This window comes from Thalassococcus halodurans (genome assembly GCF_900108225.1).
Taxonomy (GTDB): domain Bacteria; phylum Pseudomonadota; class Alphaproteobacteria; order Rhodobacterales; family Rhodobacteraceae; genus Thalassococcus; species Thalassococcus halodurans.
This window is the reverse complement of record NZ_FNUZ01000002.1, coordinates 199,257-216,325: the sequence shown is the minus strand read 5'-3', so window position 1 is coordinate 216,325 and position 17,069 is coordinate 199,257. Positions and strand designations below refer to the sequence as shown.

Sequence of the window (17,069 nt, the reverse complement as noted above, 5' to 3'; positions counted from 1 at the left end):
CCTACTCGGCGGGTTTATCGGGAATATCCGAACCATCGCCAAGTGTTTCGTTGATCCTGTCAATCGCTACGTCAGTGATATCGACGGCATCCAACGAAATAATGGTGCTCCGACGCTCAACGATAATCGCGGCATTGGCCTGCTGCATGATCTGCAGCAAAACCGGTTGTGCGACCTGTAGAAAAGTCTGACGGGTTTCTTCCGACTTAGCGCCGAGCGCCCTTGCCTTTGCATTCTGCTGCTGACGTAATTTCTGGACCTTTTCATCAAAGGCTTCGGCAAGCTTGGTGAATTCGGCCGGATCAGTCGTGGCGCGCAATTCGGTCAGTTTGCTTTCTTCTGCGATAAGTTCGGCTTCAATCTTCCGGTTTTCGGCAGCAAGCTCGATACCTTCGGCTTCGATTTCAGACGCGATACGGATGCCGTAATCGCTTTCCTCGAACATCCTGTCCGATTCCAAAGTCAGGATAACGCTACGAGGTAACGCAACTGTCCCCTGATCCAGCACTTGAGCAACGACAGGGGACCCCGCCGTTGCCACGGACACCAGGACAGATGCCGCAAGTTGCCGAAATCCAATCATTAGAAGCTGGTCGATACCGTCAGTTCGAAGGCCTGATCGCGGTCAAACTCTTCTTTCTTCAAAGCTTCGGAGAAGTTGAAACGCAGCGGGCCGAGCGGTGTCGTCCAGAACAGCGACACACCGACGACATGGCGGTACGAGCCCTCATCGTAGAGAACGTCACCGTTTGTTTCATCCAAGCCCCAGAGGTTGCCAACGTCATAGAAGATACCGCCGGACACGCCATATTCTTCCGGAAGGCCCAGAGGGAACTCCGCCTCAAGCGATGCAACCGCATAGTAGTTACCACCAAGCGCATCGTTCACATCGTTCGCTTCGTTGTATTCGCGCGGACCGACACCACCGGTTTCAAAACCACGCAGTTTGGAAGAGCCCAAGAAAAATCGATCCGTTACTCGGCTTTGGCCTTGGGAATAGTGCAAAGCACCGGCTTCAAATGTGGCGCGCAATGTCACTTCGTCCGAGAACGCCAGACGCTGTGCAACAGCACGTGCAGTGGTTTTGACAAACTTCGTGTCCCCGCCCAAGCCACCAAAATCCTGGCTGAACGACACAAGGAAACCATTGTCGGGATCAAGCCCGTTCCGGCGTGTGTCATAGCTGAAGGTGTAGCCAACAGAGCTATCAAGCACACGTTCTTCGGTTGCTTCTGCCGTGATGATCTGACCGACGGTCGAATCCTCGGGAACCGTCAACTCAGTCGATCCGAAGCTGTAGCGCAATTGAAGGCGGCCATTGTCGGAAATCGGGAAGCCAAGTGTGGGCGTGAAGTTTCCGATTGTCGTGTTGTAGCGAGCGTTGTCCTGATCGGTCTCTTTGTAGTTCAGATTCAAGCCGAACGCCAAGTCGCGGCCAAGCAAAGAAGGTTCAAGGAAGTTCAAGAAATACTGACGGTTGTTCTGTGTTGTATTCAGGCCGAGGTTCAGGCGCTGGCCACGACCAAGGAAATTCCGCTCGGAGAATGACAGTGCCAGACCAAAACCCTGGTTCGTCGAATATGCGCCACCAAAACTGATCGAGCCTGTGGGCGCTTCTTCAACATCGACGTCAACAATCACCTGCTGAGGGGTGGATCCTTCACGGGCTTCGACGTCGGCAGTCGCGAAGAAACCAAGCGCGCGGATGCGTTCTGCGGCTTCGCGGATTTCGCGCGGATTGAAGGGATCGCCTTCCACAGTGTTGAACTGACGACGTACGACGCGATCAAGCGTGGTTGTGTTGCCTTCGATATCGATGCGCTCGACAAAAATTCGCGGACCACGTGTCAAAACGTATTCAACATCCAGCGTCAGATCGCGGTCATTGCGCGTTACACGCGGTTCAACGCGGATAAAGTCCAGACCTTCGCGAAGTGCTTTGCGTTCAAGGCGTGCGATGTCGCGGTCAACCGCCGAAGGGTTATAGGTCTTGCCTGAACGTGTTGCGATCGCTTCTTCGAATACTTCCGGATCAACTGTATCCAGATCAGACGTTACTGTCAGTTGACCGAACTGGAATTGCTGACCTTCTTCCACGTTGAACGTCACGAAATATCCGTCACGTTCCTGGCTGAGTTCTGCGTTTACACCCGTGATGCGGAAATCAACGTAGCCACGGGAAGCGTAGAAATCCTGCAGCAGCTGACGGTCGAACTGAACGCGGTCTTCGATAAAGGTATCGCGCGTCACAAAGGCGCGCAGAAGGCCGGCTTGTTTTGTTCCCAGAACGCGGCGCAGACGACGGTCCGAATACTGCTGGTTACCAACGAAGGAGATGCGCTCAACTTCGGCGACACCACCTTCGAAAACCTCAAAGATCAGATCGACGCGGTTGTCGCTGCGGCGGATGATACGCGGCTGAACGCGTGCAGCGATACGGCCCTGCTGTACGTAGGCCTGAACGATAGCGTTGGCATCTTCTTCGGCTTGCGACGGATTGAAGACACGACGGGATTGGGATTTCAGGATCGGCTTCAGATCATCGTCTTTGATCCGGTTGTTGCCCTCGATGGCGACAAGGTTGATCGTCGGGTATTCAACGACCTTGATGACCAGAGTGCTGCCTTGCGGAACAAGCTCGACGCTTTCGAACAGGCCAGATGCCTGCAGGCGCTGGAACGCTTCGTTCAATTCACCTGCCGAAATCGACTGACCTCGGGCGATTCCGGCGTAAGACAGGACAGTCCCCGCCTCGATCCGCTGGCTGCCTTCGATGGATACGTCGTTAAAGACGTATGTCTGGGCCGCTGCGGTTGTCGGCAAAGCCGTAAAACCTGTTAGAATACAAAGGGAAAGCGCAGCTACCCCTGATTTCAGCCCCGGTTTAAAACGCTTAATTCCAACACGTCGCGCAGTCGTATAATCGGACATCCCGCCAATCCTTCAAACATCCCTTGGAAAGTGAGTATCGGGATTGTTCAGGCTTGTCAAAAGTCAGAATGCCTAGGATTTTTCGGGCGGAAAATTGCCGCTATCCGGTCACATCGACCCGATGAATGCACCAAAGGACAGCGCGAGCAGAATTGTCGCAACATACAGGATTCGGTCCCAGTTCAGGCTCCAAATCAGGCTCAGGCCTTTGTAACCGCTGTGAATCGCTTCCATTTCAACACCATACCTATCGTTCGATAGGACTTTGGTAACTAATGATTGAGGCGATATTTTGACGTTTGCCCCAAAATCAGGGGCAAAACAGATCGTTTGTAAGCCCGAGCACCATCACGCTGAGCACGACGAAAAGTCCAATCGACATCAAAATGCGCAATGCGCGGTCACTAGGCGGTTTGCCGGTTACGGCTTCATACGCATGGAAGCAAAGGTGCCCCCCATCCAGAACGGGGATCGGGAACAGGTTCAGAAGACCAACAGCCGTCGAAAGAACCGCAATGAACCAGATAAAGCTTTGTGTGCCCTGGCTTGCCATTGCACCCGAGGTTTCCGCGATCCCGATGGGACCGGACAAGTTACAGGTCGAAATCGCACCAGTGATCATGTGCCAGAGACCGGACAACGATCCTGTGATGATGCGGCCTGTTTGGGATATTCCATTCGAGAGCGCGTCCAGCGGGCTTTGCGACTCGGTCGCTGGATCAAAGAACATGCCGCCCGCGATACCGATGCGATAGACGGTTTTAAAAGTGTTGTCCGCCTGCGGTTCATCCGTACGACGGGGTTCAAGCGTGACATCCACGATGTCCCCACCCCGCCAAAGTTGCAGTTCCAACGGCGCGCCTTCGGACCCTTCGACGGTCTCGCGCAATTGCTCAAACGCAAAGATCGGATCGCCGTTGATCGACAGGATCACATCTTCGGGCTCGATGCCTGCATCATTCGCAGCAGAGCGCGGGATCACCTGTGTCACCAGCGGAGGGTAGATATAGGGGCCTTCGACAACCAGTTCGGAACCGTCACGCTCGACCGTATAGTCAAGCGTCGGCTCTTCCGGCAGGTTGTTCAGGAACGTATCGAAACCTTCAGCGTCGTCAAAACTGGGTGTTTCCATGCCCGAGATTTCAAGGATCACGTCACCGGCTTGCAGTTCCTGCATATCCGGCAAAGGCCGCAACTCGCCCACGGTGATCGGTTCTGACACCACGCCGCGCGACATGAAAATCAGCGTAAAGACGATGATCGACAGGGCAAAGTTGAACACTGGCCCAGCCGCCACAGTCGCCGAACGGGCCCAAAGCGGCGCGCCGTTCATAGTTGCGCGGCGTTCCTGTTCAGACAAAGTGCTGTAGGTGCCTTCATCTTTGCCGCCAGAAGCGTTGGCATCGCCTTTGAACTTGACGTAGCCACCCAATGGGAATGCCGCGATCTGCCAGCGCGTACCGTGTTTGTCGACGCGCGAATACAGGATGGGACCAAAGCCAAGGGAAAACACGTCTGCATGGATGCCCGACCAGCGCCCTACAATATAATGGCCGTATTCATGGATCGCGACGATCACGGAAAGAGCCACAACAAAAGCGATAATCGTGTAAATGAAGCCACCGAATTGGGGCAACAGCGATACAATATCCAAACCAAACGTCCCTATAGTTTTGCTATGATCTCATCGGCGCGTGTACGTGCCAGATGGTCAGAGTCGAGGATGTTATCAAGGGTAAACTCGGCATCAATATGGCCGGTCGTTGACGAAAGCTGTTCAAGAACGCGCTCGACAACCACCGCCATATCAAGAAATCCGATGCGTTTATCGATGAACGCGTCCAGCGCGCGTTCCTTGGCCGCATTAAAGATCGCGCCTGCCATACCACCGGTTTCCATCACTTCTCGCGCAAGGCGCAGCGCAGGCCAGCGGGTTTCATCTGCGGGTCGGAAGGTCAGCTGGGCAATCTGCGCCAGATCAAGCCGTTCCACGGGCAACATGCGGCGATCAGGGTAATGCAGTGCAAAGCCGATAGCATGGCGCATATCCGGCGGCCCCACATGCGCCATAAGCGCACCATCGTTGAAGCCAACCAACGCATGGATCATCGATTCAGGATGGACCAAGGTTTCGATCTGACTAGGCGAAAAGTCGAAAAACTCTTTAGTTTCAATCAGCTCTAACGCCTTATTAAACATAGAGGCCGAGTCGATTGTAATGCGCTGCCCCATATCCCAATTGGGATGCGTGGCGGCCTGTTCCGGCGTGGCCGTCGCGAGCTTTTCAAGCGGCCAGTCGCGGAATGCCCCGCCCGATGCTGTGATAATCACACGCTCGACTGCGCTGATATCCTCGCCAATCAGGGCCTGAAACACCGCGGAATGTTCGCTATCCACCGGTAGGACCGATCCACCATTTGCCTTGGCAGTCGCCATCACCAACGGGCCAGCACAAACCATACTTTCCTTGTTGGCCAGCGCCAAAGTCGCGCCACCTTCAAGCGCCTTTAGACCCGGTGCCAGACCAGCCGCGCCAACGATGGCCGACATCACCCAATCCGCAGGGCGATCAGCTGCCTCGATCAAGGCCGCCTGCCCTGCAGCGGCCTGAATTCCTGTCCCTTCAAGTGCGGCCTGCAAATCCGGCAGGCAGTCGTCAAAGGCCGTGACGGCGACTTCTGCCCCCAGATCAATCGCATCGCCCGCAAGCTGCGCGATATTCCGGCCTCCGGACAGGGCCACAACATCATAGGCCTCGCGGTCACGCTGGATCAGATCGATGGTGTTCTGACCGATAGATCCCGTGGCGCCAAAGATGGACACTTTGCGCGGATTCGTCATTGCAAAGCCTCTTTCACGATCCCGGCGGGAAGCCCACGATCTGACCGGCGATCAGAATAAACAGGGCCGCGCCCAGCATTCCATCAAACCGGTCGAACAGTCCGCCATGTCCGGGGATCAGGTTCGAACTGTCTTTCACCCCTGCCCGACGTTTGATGGCGCTTTCTGCGATATCGCCCAACTGGCTGGCCATGGACACAGCAACAGACAGGCCGATCAGGCCAACATGGGCCTGCGTCAGCATAGCGAAAACGCCCCCTACAACGGCGGCGCCGCCCCATCCGGCAATTGTGCCGGACCATGTTTTCTTGGGGCTGACCTTGGGCCAGAACTTCGGACCGCCGATAAGACGCCCCGCAAAGTAGCCCGCAATATCGGTGACGACGACAACCATAACCAGCCACAGCATCCACAACATGCCGAAATCATCACGCAGTTCGACCATGCCGAAACCTGCCAGAATGATCAGCGCTGCAAAGACAGCGTAGGTCACCCCACCCTTTTCCATCCGTCCAAGGCCCAACATCGAAGGCGCAAGAACCAAGGGCATTGCCAGTGCACTGGGAATTTCGACAACAGCAAGCGTGCAGACCGCGGCAACACCACCCAGCAACAAGGGCGACTTGCTCCGGTTGCTGTCCAGCATCGACACCAGTTCCCAAACCATGATGCCACAGACAGCGGCGATCAAAACATGAAACAGATATCCACCGATCCAGACCGACAGCAAGCCAACGGCAATCATCACAACAGCCGACACAAACCGCGGCCCCAGATCATTCCATTTCTTGCTGGGCTCGGTCATGCAGGCACCGCACCAAACCGGCGCTCACGGGTGCCGAAGTTGCTTGTCAGCTCTGCGAACTCCTTGGCAGAGAAATCCGGCCACAGGGTTTCGATGAATTCGTATTCCGAATAGGCCGACTGCCATAGAAGGAAGTTGGAAATGCGCGCTTCGCCCGAGGTGCGGATCACCAGATCGGGATCGGGAAGAACGCAAGTGTCCAGATAACGGGGCAGCGTTTCTTCGTTCACGTCAGAGGGGCACAGTTTGCCATCCGCCACGTCCTGAGCCAGACGCTGGGTCGCGCGGGCCACTTCGTCACGGCCACCGTAGTTCAACGCGATGGTCAGGTTCACACCTGTGCAATGGGCTGTCAGTTCTTCCAGCTCATCCATCAAGGACCGCAGTTTTTTATCCAACCGCAGACGGTCACCAATGAACCGCACGCGTACGTTTTCAGCGCGAAGGTTGCGGGCTTCTTTGGTGATGTAGCGGCGGAACAGCGTCATCAGACCGGCCACTTCGGTCTGGGTACGCTTCCAGTTCTCGGTCGAGAAGGCAAAGATCGTCAGATACTCGACCCCGCACTCGGGACAAGCTTCGACGATTTCACGAACACGGCGGGCCCCTTCTTGGTGGCCGAACAGCCGCGGGCGGCCCCGAAGCGTCGCCCAGCGCCCATTGCCATCCATGATGATGGCCACATGGCGTGGTGCGCCTGCTTCCGAATTAGGCTTACCCATGGCTGGTCCTTTCTGTGGTCCGCCGAGGGATCATGCTCAGACTTGCATGATCTCTGTTTGTTTGGCGTCCAGCGCTTCGTCCACCTTCTTGATGTAGGTGTCGGTCAGGTCCTGCACTTCGGATTCCCAGAACTTCTGATCGTCCTCGGACAGACCGTCAGATTTGGCCTTTTTCACCTGATCCATGCCGTCACGGCGCACGTTGCGGATCGAGACGCGGGCGTGTTCGGCATATTGACCGGCAACCTTGCCCAGTTCGCGACGGCGTTCTTCGTTCAACTCGGGGATCGGCAACATGATGATTGTGCCGTTCAGCTGCGGGTTGATGCCAAGGCCGCTTTCACGAATGGCCTTTTCAACCTTGCCAACCATGGATTTGTCCCAAACGTTGACCGTCACCATACGAGGTTCGGGGACGTTCACGGTGCCTACCTGGTTGATCGGTGTCATTGTGCCGTAAGCGTCGACCATGATCGGATCCAGCATAGACGCAGAGCCGCGACCCGTCCGCAGCGAAGCGAATTCTGTGCGCAGGTTTGCCATAGCGCCGTCCATACGGCGTTTCAGATCGTCTGTATCCAGTTCAAAATCTTCGGACATCTTCTTTCCTCATGCTCGGATATCGCCCCGTTGCAGGGCACTCTATCCGTATCAGCGTACGATTGTATAGGTGCCTTCACCCGCCAAAATCCCCTTGAACCCGCCGGGTTCATCAAGGCTGAAGACGATGATGGGCAAACTGTTATCCCGTGCCAGCGCAATGGCTGAGGCATCCATGACCTTCAGATGCTTGGCCAGACAGTCGTCATAGCTGATCGTGTCATAGCGCACGGCATCGTCATGCTTCATCGGGTCTTTGTCATAGACGCCGTCAACCTTGGTGCCTTTGAAGATCGCCTCGCAGGCCATTTCGTTGGCGCGCAGGGTCGCGGCAGTGTCGGTTGTGAAATAGGGGTTACCTGTACCGGCCGCAAAGATGCAGACGCGGGCCTTTTCAAGGTGACGCACGGCACGGCGACGGATGTAGGGTTCACACACCTGATCCATCGGGATCGCGCTGATCACGCGGGTAAAGACGCCAAGGCTTTCCAGCGCGGCCTGCATCGCCAGCGCGTTCATCACTGTGGCGAGCATGCCCATATAGTCGGCTGTGGTCCGCTCCATCCCTTGGGCCGAGCCCTGAAGACCGCGGAAGATGTTACCCCCACCGATCACCATACAGATTTCAACGCCCATATCGTGAACCGATTTCACTTCGCGGGCGATGCGCTCAACCGTTGGCGGATGCAAACCGTACCCTTGGTCCCCCATCAGCGCCTCACCGGAAATCTTCAGCATGACGCGTTTAAAGGTGGTCTGTTTGCTGTCGCTGTCGGCCATGTTGCGCTCCATTGGATAGGCAGTCTAGGATCATGGCGTACATGACGGAATTTCCGGCTTCTGACAATGGCCGCGACGGAGGTTTCGCAGCTTTGTTCAGCAACTTGGCGGTTTCCCCGCTGAAAGGCCCGACCCTGTGATAGATCTTAGCACAATTGATCCGGCAAAACCCGTGCTGATCGCGGGGCCGACAGCGAGTGGCAAATCCGGACTGGCGTTACGCATCGCGCAGGCGCAGGGCGGCGTTGTGATCAATGCGGATGCCTTACAGGTCTATGCCAACTGGCGCATCCTGACTGCACGCCCAGCGCCTGAGGAAGAAGCCCTCGCGCCCCACAAGCTGTATGGCCATATCCCCGGCGATCAGGCTTATTCCGTGGGCGACTGGCTACGCGAGGTCACGGAACTGCTGCAGCAAGATATCCGGCCCATTATCGTCGGGGGCACAGGGCTGTACTTCAAAGCTTTGACTGTCGGCTTGGCTGACATTCCGCAAACGCCTGACCATATCCGCGAAACCGCCATGCGTAGGATTGCCGAAGAAGGCTCGGACGCATTGCTGGCCGAACTGGATGATGCCACACGCTCGAAAATCGACGCGCAAAACCCGATGCGGGTTCAGCGCGCGTGGGAAGTGTTGCAAGCCACCGGCACACCGCTGGTCGAGTGGCAAAAGAATACCAAGCCCCCTCTCCTTCCTTTGGCGGAGACCACTGCGCTGTGTCTGGACGCCCCCAAGGAATGGCTGACACCACGGATCGAACAACGCTTTGACCTGATGCTGGAACAAGGCGCACTGGAAGAAGCCCGGGCAAATGCGCCCACGTTCTCGCGCGATTTGCCGTCGGCGAAGACAATCGGCGCGGCGGAAGTGATTGCCTACGTGAATGGCGAGATATCGCTTGAGGACGCGCGCGAGGCATCCATTATCCAGACCCGCCAATACGCCAAACGGCAACGTACGTGGTTCCGCGCCAATATGGGCGACTGGCGCCATATCTCGGCTACGCGGAAGGAGGCGGCATGACTGGTCCTGCTTTCCTGCGCAAACCGTCACGCATAAACGATGCGCCCCCGACAGAACGGGACATTCGCTGCCAGAACTTGGCGCAATTCACCGGCGGCGAGGCTTGGCGGTTGTCCGACCTGCATGACCGCAAGGACGATTTGCTAATCTGGATCACCCGTGGGCAAGGCCGCGTCACCGTGAATGGCGTGCGTCGCGGCATCGGGGCGCACAACGCTATGGTTCTACCCTCTGGCACATTGATGTCGCTGGAACTTGGCCCCCAGTCTCTTGCTCAGGTGGTGCAATGCCCGACCGGTTTGCTGGATCCAAATAACAAAGGCGCGAAACATTTGCGCATTCGGGATTCTCTGGGCCAAGCGGAACTCACCGGAGAGATCGAGGCCATGCAGCGCGAAATCTCTTTGGCGCGTCCCTTCCTCTATAAAGCTCTGGAAGCCCACATGCGTCTGATCTCGGTCTGGATTGCACGGCAAGAGGCGAATGGCGCACTGGATGCCCCAAAGGAAACCGCAGCCCAGCGCCTTGTGAAACGCTACGCGACGAAGGTGGTTCAGAACTACACCACAGACATGGTCATGGCGGATTATGCCGAGGCATTGGATGTCACCCCGACCCATCTGACGCGGGTGTGCCGGTCAACCTGTGGCAAGACCGCCGCCGATATGTTGGTCGAACGGAAGCTGTACGAAGCCCGCCGCATGCTGGCCCAGCCCAAGATCGAAGTGCAGGAAATTGCCAAATCACTGGGTTTCGGCAGCGCCGCCTATTTCACACGCTTTATCCAGTCGCACCTTCGAATGTCGCCCACCGCCTATCGCAAGGCCGCGCTTAAGAAGCCGGCAAATGTGACTGCGTTGTCATGACGATGCGGCATCCCCTTGCCCGTGCCTGTCAGGCCGATTTCCGAAACGGGTCTATGGATCGCCGTGAATTCCTGACGCGCGCCACGGCTTTGGGTGTGTCCTCTGCCGCCGCGCTTGCCGCTACCGGCTTGCCCGTTCCGGCGTCACAGGCCCGACGGATGGGTGGCACGCTTCGCATCCAGCAAGAGGTACGCGCCCCCAAAGACCCGCGCACCGCGGACTGGTCGGAAATCGCAAACCTGACCCGGGGCTGGCTTGAGTATCTGGTCGAATATCAGCGCGACGGAACGCTACGTGGCATGCTGCTCAGCCATTGGGATGTGAACGACACCGCGACCGAATACACCCTACACATTCGCCCGAACGTCACCTGGAACAACGGCGATGCGTTCAACAGCGCCGATGTCCTGAACAACTTCGCTTACTGGTGTGATCGTTCTGTGCCCGGGAATGTCATGGCCGCCAGCCTATCGGTGCTAGTTGACCCAGACAGTGGCCAACTGAAAAAAGGCGCGGTGCAAGCCTTGGATGATCTGACGGTCCGGATCACGCTGCCGAAACCTGATGTCGCGCTTATGGTGTCTTTGGCCGACTACCCCGCCGCGGTCGTCCCGCAAGACTTTGACCCCACGACAATGATCGACAATCCCGTTGGCACAGGTCCGTTTCGCCCCGTTCAGATCGAGGTCGGGCATATGGCGCGACTGGAACGCCATGCGGACCACACATGGTGGGGGCAGGATTTGGACGACTGGGGACCTGTCACGCTGGATGCGATCGAATTCCATGATCTGGGCACCGACCCCGCAAACTGGATCGACGCCATCCGCGAAGACCGCGTTGATATCCTCTATGAAAACGTCGGGCCTTTTATAGCCGAGGCAGACGCCTTGGGCTGGACCAGATCCGAGGTGGAAACCGCCGCCACAGTTGTCCTGCGTGGCAGTCAGACCGCGAAGATCGGCGATGACATGCCCTATGCCAATGCCGATGTCCGCCGCGCGCTGCAATTGGCGATCGACAACGCGATCTGCCTTGAGCTCGGCTATGGCAACCGTGGAAAAGTCGCGGCCAATCACCATGTCGCGCCAATACAGCCGGATTATGCCGACATAGGACCGGTGATCTATGATCCCGCCAAATCCAAGGAACTGATGGACTCCGCAGGATTTGCGGATTTCGAGCATGAGGTCTTTACCGTCGACGACGGCCTGACACGACGCACGGGCGAAGCTGTTGTTGCATTACTGACCGACGCGGGCATCAAGGCGCGTCTGACACATGTTCCCGGTTCGCGGTTCTGGGCAGACTGGAAAACCTTTCCCCTGTCCATCACCGAATGGAACCACCGCCCATTAGGCATCCAGACCCTTAACCTTGCCTACCGAAGCACCGCCGCTTGGAATGAATCCGGATACAGCAATCCTAAGTTCGACGCGCTTCTGGACGAGGCGCTATCGCTACCCGACGCGGCCACACGTCAGGGCGTGATGGAGAAACTGGAGAAAATGCTGCGGGACGATGCTGTGATCGTTCAGCCCTACTGGCGGTCGCTATTCCGGCACACACGACCGAATGTCGTCGGGGCCGAAATGTACCCCGATTTCGCCATTCCGCTGTATCGGTTGGGTTTTGCCGGCTAGGACAGCTTTTTAGCTGCCCCAGATCACTTTTACGTAGTTCTTCGTCTCACGGTACGGCGGCACACCACCGTGCTTGATCACAGCGCCAGGGCCAGCGTTGTACGCGGCCAGCGCAAGACGCCAGGATTTGAACGTCAGGAACTGCTGTTTCAGATAGCGCGCGCCACCTTCAAGGTTCTGCGCCGGATCCTTTGGGTTCACACCCAGACTGCGCGCAGTCTGCGGCATCAACTGGGCCAAACCGATTGCGCCCGCATGCGATTTGGCGTTCGGGTTCCAGTTGCTTTCCTGCTGCACCAAACGCAGGAACAGATCTTCGGGAATGCCGTGACGGCGGGCCGCAGACTTGGCCATCTCAAGATAGACGCCCTTATAGCGACCGCGATACTTTGGGCTGATGCCATCTGCGCCTGTGTCCCATTTGGTGGGCGTCACGACCTTCGGAGGCTGCAAGCGAACCGAATTGTTATACTGCTGGGCAGCCCGCGTATCCAAAACGCGGGTCTTGCTGGAAAACAGATTGGTCGAGCCTTTGGTCGATAATACGTCGGCACCGCCGCCAACCGGCATACAAATCAATAATGCACTGACAATACAGGATAATTGCAAAGATGTATTCATGGATCTGTGTCACCCAAGTTTCAACAGGCGCGACTATACCCGATCCTGACCATATGAAAACCCTTGAACAAAATCCCGTCCAAAGCGTTGGTAATAGTTTGCTTACCTTAATCGGTTTAGCTTGGCGCACCGCTGGTATATCTTTCTGCGAAAGGCGGGCGACCGCAGATTCGGATATAAAAACAAAGGGGGCACTATGGCCGGTTCCGTAAACAAGGTCATTCTGGTCGGCAATCTGGGGCGTGACCCAGAAGTGCGGACATTCCAGAACGGCGGCAAGGTCTGTAACCTGCGCATCGCTACATCTGAAAACTGGAAAGACCGCAACACGGGCGAACGCCGTGAGCGCACCGAATGGCACAGCGTTGCCATCTTCTCGGAGCCTGTTGCCCGCATTGCAGAGCAATATCTGCGCAAAGGTTCGAAGGTCTATATCGAAGGCCAGCTGGAAACCCGCAAATGGCAGGACCAGTCCGGTCAGGATCGTTACTCGACCGAGGTCGTTCTGCGCCCCTACAGCGGTCAGCTGACGCTGCTGGACGGTCGTGATGGCGGCGGCGGTGGTGGCGGCTACGGCGGTGGCAGCGGTGGCGGTTACCAAGATGACCGCGACATGGGCTATGGCGGCGGCAACGATATGGGATCGGGTTCCGGCCCGGCCCGCGCACCGGCCCGCGACATCGACGACGAAATTCCATTCTAAGAACGACGGGCCTTCGGGCCCGTTTTTCATTTGCGCAGGTGCGCCGGGATCAATCCACGCAGGGCGTTGCCCACAAAAAGCTGCGCGCCTTCCAGATCAGCGGGTGTCAGAACATTTTCTCGCGCCCTGCCTCCATCAATCAGCGATGCGCGCAAAACACCCGGCAAGGCGCCTGACGACAGCGGTGGCGTCAGCAGCATCCCGCCACGTTCCACAAAGACATTGGTGATCGTCCCTTCTACGACTTCGCCACGTTCATTGAGGAAAAGAACTTCGTCGATGCCGTCGGGCAGAGAGGCCCGTGCACGGTCATAAATCCCGCGTTCCGTGGTTTTCACACCGCGCCACGGATCATCCGACATCAGCGTTTCATCCGCCCACGTCAACGTCCAGCTATCGGCAATTGGTGCGGCCTCGGGACAGGCAACAGCGATCGTTCCCTGCAAATCCACAGTCAGCCTGACGCGACGGTCCACGTCCGTGGGAACCTTTGCAATCGCACTTTCGACCGCCCCCATATCCAACGGAATACCCAACCGGTCACAGGTCGACAGCAGCCGCTGCTTGTGAAACGGCCACAGTACAATCCCTGCGTCAGCGGCACTCAGGCAGGTCTCGATGACGTTCAAGTCGTCGGGGCAAGTTCCGCGAAACGCGCTTTCCACAGGGCTTCCTCATATTCTCCGCCGGCGGTGCTGTCGTACACGACGCCTCCGCCCACATTGAACCGAACACGGCCGTCAGGCCAGTGGATCAATGACCGGATCGCCACGGAAAATTCCATACGTGCATCCGGCGCGATCCAACCGATGGCCCCGCAATATACATCACGCGCTGTGTCTTCGAGTTCGGCCAAAATCTGCATCGCCCTGATCTTCGGCGCGCCGGTGATCGACCCACAGGGAAACAGCGCTTGGAAGATATCGAAAACCGTCAGATCAGGCAGAAGTTGGGCCGTCACATCAGACACCATCTGATGAACGGTTTCATAGGTCTCGACATGGAACAGGCGCGGCACCTTCACGCTGCCGACCTCGGAAATGCGTGACACATCGTTGCGCAGCAGATCCACGATCATCAGATTCTCGGCGCGGTTCTTTTCCGACGCTGCCAAATCACGCGCCAGTGCAGCATCTTCTTCCGGCGTCGCACCGCGCGGGGCCGTGCCCTTCATCGGGCGCGTTGTCAGCTGGCCGTGTTCGTTGATCTTGAAAAACAGCTCGGGCGAACGCGACAGGATGTTGAAATCCTCTAGCTCTAGATAGGCCCCGAACTGCACCGCCTGCCTGTCGCGCAGGGCGTGATACAGTGCCTCTGGCGTCCCTGTGGCCTTGGCCGCAATCGGAAAGGTCAGGTTCGCCTGATAGCAATCGCCCGCTGCAATATAATCGCGCAACCCTTTGAAAGCATGTTCATATTGCGCCTCTGCCCACTCGGGCATCAAATCAGACAAGGTCGATTGCGATGTATCCGATATCGGGCGTTGAACGGGTTCTTCAAACACGCCAAAGCACATGAAAGGCACGCGGCGATCCGCAGGCATCAGATCGCGCAGCTTATGGGAAAACAGGTACCCAAGTTCGTAGCTGGCAAAACCGGCCAGCCATTTGCCCTCACTCCGCGCATTTTCCATCGCCGCGAAGGCCGCCGGCACATCGTCCGGCGTATCCGCACGGATCACTTTTGACGGCTGCGAAAAACAGCTGTCCGCCCCCAGCGGGCCTTTATCAAACACCACTTTTTTCATGGGCGGGATGCCTAGCCGATTACCGGCTGGCCAAGGCATCAGACAAAAGGCCGCGCACCACGTCCTTTGGCACGTCCGATGTCACGAAAGCCTGACCGATCCCGCGCGCAAGGATAAAGCGCAATTGACCGTCGATCACCTTTTTGTCCTGCCCCATCAGGTCCAGCAATGTATCCGCGTCGGGCAAATCGCCGGGAATATCCGCCAGATCAGCCTTCATTCCCATCGCTTTCAGATGCGCGTGAATGCGGCTGGGCAGTTCCTGAGAACACAGGCCCAGACGCTGGGACAGATCAAACGCCAAAGCACAGCCAATCGCCACGCCTTCGCCGTGCAGCAGACGGTCCGAATAGCCTGTGGCTTTTTCAAGTGCGTGGCAGAACGTATGGCCAAGGTTCAGAAGCGCGCGGTCGCCTTGTTCGGTTTCATCACGCACCACAATCTCGGCCTTCATTTCGACCGACCGTTTGACTGCATAAGTACGCGCCTCTGTGTCGCCAGACGCCAGCGCAGGGCCGTTGGTTTCTAGCCAGTCGTAGAAATCCGCGTCGCCCAGCAGGCCGTATTTCACAACTTCGCCATAGCCTGCGAGAAAATCGCGCGGCTGAAGGGTGCCCAGAACGTCTATATCCGCCAGAACCAGAGACGGCTGATGAAACGCACCGATCAGGTTTTTGCCGTGGGTCGAGTTGATTCCGGTCTTACCGCCGACCGAACTGTCCACTTGCGCCAGAAGCGACGTGGGCATTTGTACAAAGCGCACACCACGACGCAGAACCGCCGCGGCGAAGCCAACAAGATCGCCAACAACGCCGCCACCCAATGCGACGACAACGTCATTGCGTTCAACCTTGGCCTCAAGAAGCCAGTCGACACAGTTGGAAAAATGCGGCCAGCTTTTGGTCGCCTCGCCCGCAGGCAAAACATGAAAAACGGACGTTATCCCAGATACTTCCAGAGCGCTTTGAAGGTCATCCAAATGCTTGGCAGCCACGTTTTCGTCGGTGACAATCGCTACGCGTTTACGGCGCAACAAAGGGGCGATTTCCGCACCTGCATTTGTCAGCAAGCCCTGCCCGATACGCACATCGTATTCGCGCCCAGCAAGGGGTACATGAACAGTCTGGACCATAATCAGTTGTCCTCAAGAACGTCTTCGCGGGTCTTCAGTGCTTCGATAACCGACCGTGCCGTATCCTCGATGGAATTGCGCGGGTTGGTTGTCACCTGAAGATCGGCCATTTGATAGATCGGCACGCGGGCTTCGAAAAGCGCGGCCAAAGTCTGTTTCGGGTTTTCTGTGCGCAGCAAAGGACGCGAATCCTTGTGACGGACGCGGGACCACAAAAGTTCGATATCCGCGTTCAGACAGACAGCCACGCCCTTGTTCGAAATCGCCGCGCGGTTCTCCGGCTTCAGAAACGCGCCGCCCCCGGTCGACAGGATACAAGGCGGGCCTTCCAGCAGACGTTCGATGATCTGCCCTTCCTTCTGGCGGAAAAAGGGTTCGCCATCGCGTTCAAAGATTTCGGCGATGGTCATGTTGGCCGCGCTTTCGATCTCGGCGTCGGAATCACGGAACGGCACGTGCAGCAAAGACGCGAGCGCCTTGCCCACAGCAGTTTTGCCTGCCCCCATCATTCCAACAAGCACAACGGTCTTCTTCAGACGAAGGTTCGAATTTACGCTGATTTCGGCCATCGGTTGCTCATTACAAGATTTCTTGCGTGAATGACGTGAACTTGCCAAAAATGCCAGTTATAAACGGAAAAAAATATCTCGG

Annotated in this window: 18 protein-coding genes; 4 read left to right on the top strand and 14 right to left on the bottom strand. The window is 57.1% G+C overall.

Going from position 1 to position 17,069, the window contains the following annotated elements; all coding sequences use genetic code 11:
• Position 1 precedes the first annotated feature (1 nt).
• From C4S59_RS06040 to pyrH, 9 genes are all read right to left on the bottom strand, one after another.
• Positions 2–583 carry an OmpH family outer membrane protein gene (locus tag C4S59_RS06040; protein ID WP_103909591.1) on the bottom strand — a complete coding sequence of 194 codons (582 nt, stop codon included), beginning with the start codon at positions 581–583 and terminating at the stop codon, positions 2–4.
• Entirely contained in the window at positions 583–2,931 is a 2,349-nt protein-coding gene (gene bamA, locus C4S59_RS06035) for an outer membrane protein assembly factor BamA (RefSeq protein ID WP_103909590.1), read from the bottom strand. Before bamA ends, C4S59_RS06040 begins: the two co-directional genes overlap by 1 nt.
• A 108-nt stretch (positions 2,932–3,039) precedes the next feature.
• The gene (locus tag C4S59_RS19855; protein ID WP_268810620.1) at positions 3,040–3,165 is read right to left on the bottom strand and encodes a hypothetical protein; all 126 of its coding nucleotides are present in this window, start codon (positions 3,163–3,165) and stop codon (positions 3,040–3,042) included.
• A gap of 76 nt (positions 3,166–3,241) precedes the next feature.
• Positions 3,242–4,585: an RIP metalloprotease RseP gene (rseP, locus tag C4S59_RS06030; protein ID WP_103909589.1), complete on the bottom strand. Its 1,344-nt coding sequence runs from the start codon at positions 4,583–4,585 to the stop codon at positions 3,242–3,244.
• 11 nt (positions 4,586–4,596) lie between these two features.
• The gene (gene dxr / locus C4S59_RS06025) at positions 4,597–5,772 is read right to left on the bottom strand and encodes a 1-deoxy-D-xylulose-5-phosphate reductoisomerase (RefSeq protein ID WP_103909588.1); all 1,176 of its coding nucleotides are present in this window, start codon (positions 5,770–5,772) and stop codon (positions 4,597–4,599) included.
• Between the two features lie 13 nt (positions 5,773–5,785).
• A complete protein-coding gene (locus C4S59_RS06020; protein ID WP_103909587.1) occupies positions 5,786–6,577 on the bottom strand; it encodes a phosphatidate cytidylyltransferase in 792 nt (263 codons plus the stop codon).
• Positions 6,574–7,299, bottom strand: a complete 726-nt coding sequence (locus tag C4S59_RS06015; protein WP_103909586.1) for an isoprenyl transferase — start codon at positions 7,297–7,299, stop codon at positions 6,574–6,576. The genes C4S59_RS06020 and C4S59_RS06015 overlap by 4 nt, the downstream gene beginning before the upstream one ends.
• A gap of 36 nt (positions 7,300–7,335) precedes the next feature.
• A complete protein-coding gene (gene frr / locus C4S59_RS06010; RefSeq protein ID WP_103909585.1) occupies positions 7,336–7,899 on the bottom strand; it encodes a ribosome recycling factor in 564 nt (187 codons plus the stop codon).
• 51 nt (positions 7,900–7,950) lie between these two features.
• Positions 7,951–8,679: a UMP kinase gene (pyrH, locus tag C4S59_RS06005; protein ID WP_103909584.1), complete on the bottom strand. Its 729-nt coding sequence runs from the start codon at positions 8,677–8,679 to the stop codon at positions 7,951–7,953.
• Between the two features lie 136 nt (positions 8,680–8,815).
• On the opposite strand from pyrH, the gene miaA reads away from it, so the two are divergent.
• Genes miaA through C4S59_RS05990 form a run of 3 tightly spaced genes read left to right on the top strand, consistent with a single transcriptional unit; the run spans position 8,816 to position 12,215 of the window.
• Complete coding sequence (miaA, locus tag C4S59_RS06000) at positions 8,816–9,706, top strand: tRNA (adenosine(37)-N6)-dimethylallyltransferase MiaA (RefSeq protein WP_103909583.1); 891 nt, start codon at positions 8,816–8,818, stop codon at positions 9,704–9,706.
• A complete protein-coding gene (locus C4S59_RS05995) occupies positions 9,703–10,572 on the top strand; it encodes a helix-turn-helix domain-containing protein (protein ID WP_103909582.1) in 870 nt (289 codons plus the stop codon). The genes miaA and C4S59_RS05995 overlap by 4 nt, the downstream gene beginning before the upstream one ends.
• Before the next feature lie 2 nt (positions 10,573–10,574).
• Positions 10,575–12,215, top strand: coding sequence for an ABC transporter substrate-binding protein (locus tag C4S59_RS05990; RefSeq protein WP_234994695.1), 1,641 nt, complete (start codon positions 10,575–10,577; stop codon positions 12,213–12,215).
• 9 nt (positions 12,216–12,224) lie between these two features.
• Here the strand turns inward: C4S59_RS05990 and C4S59_RS05985 are convergent, their stop codons facing one another.
• Positions 12,225–12,836, bottom strand: a complete 612-nt coding sequence (locus C4S59_RS05985; RefSeq protein ID WP_160006768.1) for a lytic transglycosylase domain-containing protein — start codon at positions 12,834–12,836, stop codon at positions 12,225–12,227.
• Positions 12,837–13,032: 196 nt separating this feature from the next.
• Here C4S59_RS05985 and ssb point away from each other — a divergent pair, with 196 nt between their 5' ends.
• Positions 13,033–13,539 carry a single-stranded DNA-binding protein gene (ssb, locus tag C4S59_RS05980; RefSeq protein WP_103909580.1) on the top strand — a complete coding sequence of 169 codons (507 nt, stop codon included), beginning with the start codon at positions 13,033–13,035 and terminating at the stop codon, positions 13,537–13,539.
• A 26-nt stretch (positions 13,540–13,565) separates the two neighbouring features.
• On the opposite strand, the gene C4S59_RS05975 is transcribed toward ssb, so the two are convergent.
• The 4 genes from C4S59_RS05975 to C4S59_RS05960 are packed head-to-tail and all read right to left on the bottom strand — an operon-like array spanning position 13,566 to position 16,987.
• A complete protein-coding gene (locus tag C4S59_RS05975; RefSeq protein ID WP_234994694.1) occupies positions 13,566–14,204 on the bottom strand; it encodes an aminotransferase class IV family protein in 639 nt (212 codons plus the stop codon).
• The gene (locus tag C4S59_RS05970; protein WP_103910288.1) at positions 14,165–15,286 is read right to left on the bottom strand and encodes an aminodeoxychorismate synthase component I; all 1,122 of its coding nucleotides are present in this window, start codon (positions 15,284–15,286) and stop codon (positions 14,165–14,167) included. Before C4S59_RS05970 ends, C4S59_RS05975 begins: the two co-directional genes overlap by 40 nt.
• Before the next feature lie 19 nt (positions 15,287–15,305).
• Positions 15,306–16,418 (bottom strand): 3-dehydroquinate synthase, encoded by a 1,113-nt coding sequence (aroB, locus tag C4S59_RS05965; RefSeq protein WP_103909579.1) that lies wholly within the window; start codon positions 16,416–16,418, stop codon positions 15,306–15,308.
• Between the two features lie 2 nt (positions 16,419–16,420).
• Positions 16,421–16,987, bottom strand: coding sequence for a shikimate kinase (locus tag C4S59_RS05960; RefSeq protein ID WP_103909578.1), 567 nt, complete (start codon positions 16,985–16,987; stop codon positions 16,421–16,423).
• Positions 16,988–17,069 lie beyond the last annotated feature (82 nt).

Excerpts from the sequence above, each read along its gene's own strand:
- C4S59_RS06040 (WP_103909591.1), bottom strand. The coding sequence starts at position 583 with ATGATTGGATTTCGGCAACTTGCGGCATCTGTCCTGGTGTCCGTGGCA.
- bamA (WP_103909590.1), bottom strand. The coding sequence starts at position 2,931 with ATGTCCGATTATACGACTGCGCGACGTGTTGGAATTAAGCGTTTTAAA.
- C4S59_RS19855 (WP_268810620.1), bottom strand. The coding sequence starts at position 3,165 with ATGGAAGCGATTCACAGCGGTTACAAAGGCCTGAGCCTGATTTGGAGC.
- dxr (WP_103909588.1), bottom strand. The coding sequence starts at position 5,772 with ATGACGAATCCGCGCAAAGTGTCCATCTTTGGCGCCACGGGATCTATC.
- C4S59_RS06020 (WP_103909587.1), bottom strand. The coding sequence starts at position 6,577 with ATGACCGAGCCCAGCAAGAAATGGAATGATCTGGGGCCGCGGTTTGTG.
- C4S59_RS06015 (WP_103909586.1), bottom strand. The coding sequence starts at position 7,299 with ATGGGTAAGCCTAATTCGGAAGCAGGCGCACCACGCCATGTGGCCATC.
- frr (WP_103909585.1), bottom strand. The coding sequence starts at position 7,899 with ATGTCCGAAGATTTTGAACTGGATACAGACGATCTGAAACGCCGTATG.
- pyrH (WP_103909584.1), bottom strand. The coding sequence starts at position 8,679 with ATGGCCGACAGCGACAGCAAACAGACCACCTTTAAACGCGTCATGCTG.
- C4S59_RS05995 (WP_103909582.1), top strand. The coding sequence starts at position 9,703 with ATGACTGGTCCTGCTTTCCTGCGCAAACCGTCACGCATAAACGATGCG.
- C4S59_RS05990 (WP_234994695.1), top strand. The coding sequence starts at position 10,575 with ATGCGGCATCCCCTTGCCCGTGCCTGTCAGGCCGATTTCCGAAACGGG.
- C4S59_RS05985 (WP_160006768.1), bottom strand. The coding sequence starts at position 12,836 with ATGAATACATCTTTGCAATTATCCTGTATTGTCAGTGCATTATTGATT.
- ssb (WP_103909580.1), top strand. The coding sequence starts at position 13,033 with ATGGCCGGTTCCGTAAACAAGGTCATTCTGGTCGGCAATCTGGGGCGT.
- C4S59_RS05970 (WP_103910288.1), bottom strand. The coding sequence starts at position 15,286 with ATGAAAAAAGTGGTGTTTGATAAAGGCCCGCTGGGGGCGGACAGCTGT.
- aroB (WP_103909579.1), bottom strand. The coding sequence starts at position 16,418 with ATGGTCCAGACTGTTCATGTACCCCTTGCTGGGCGCGAATACGATGTG.
- C4S59_RS05960 (WP_103909578.1), bottom strand. The coding sequence starts at position 16,987 with ATGGCCGAAATCAGCGTAAATTCGAACCTTCGTCTGAAGAAGACCGTT.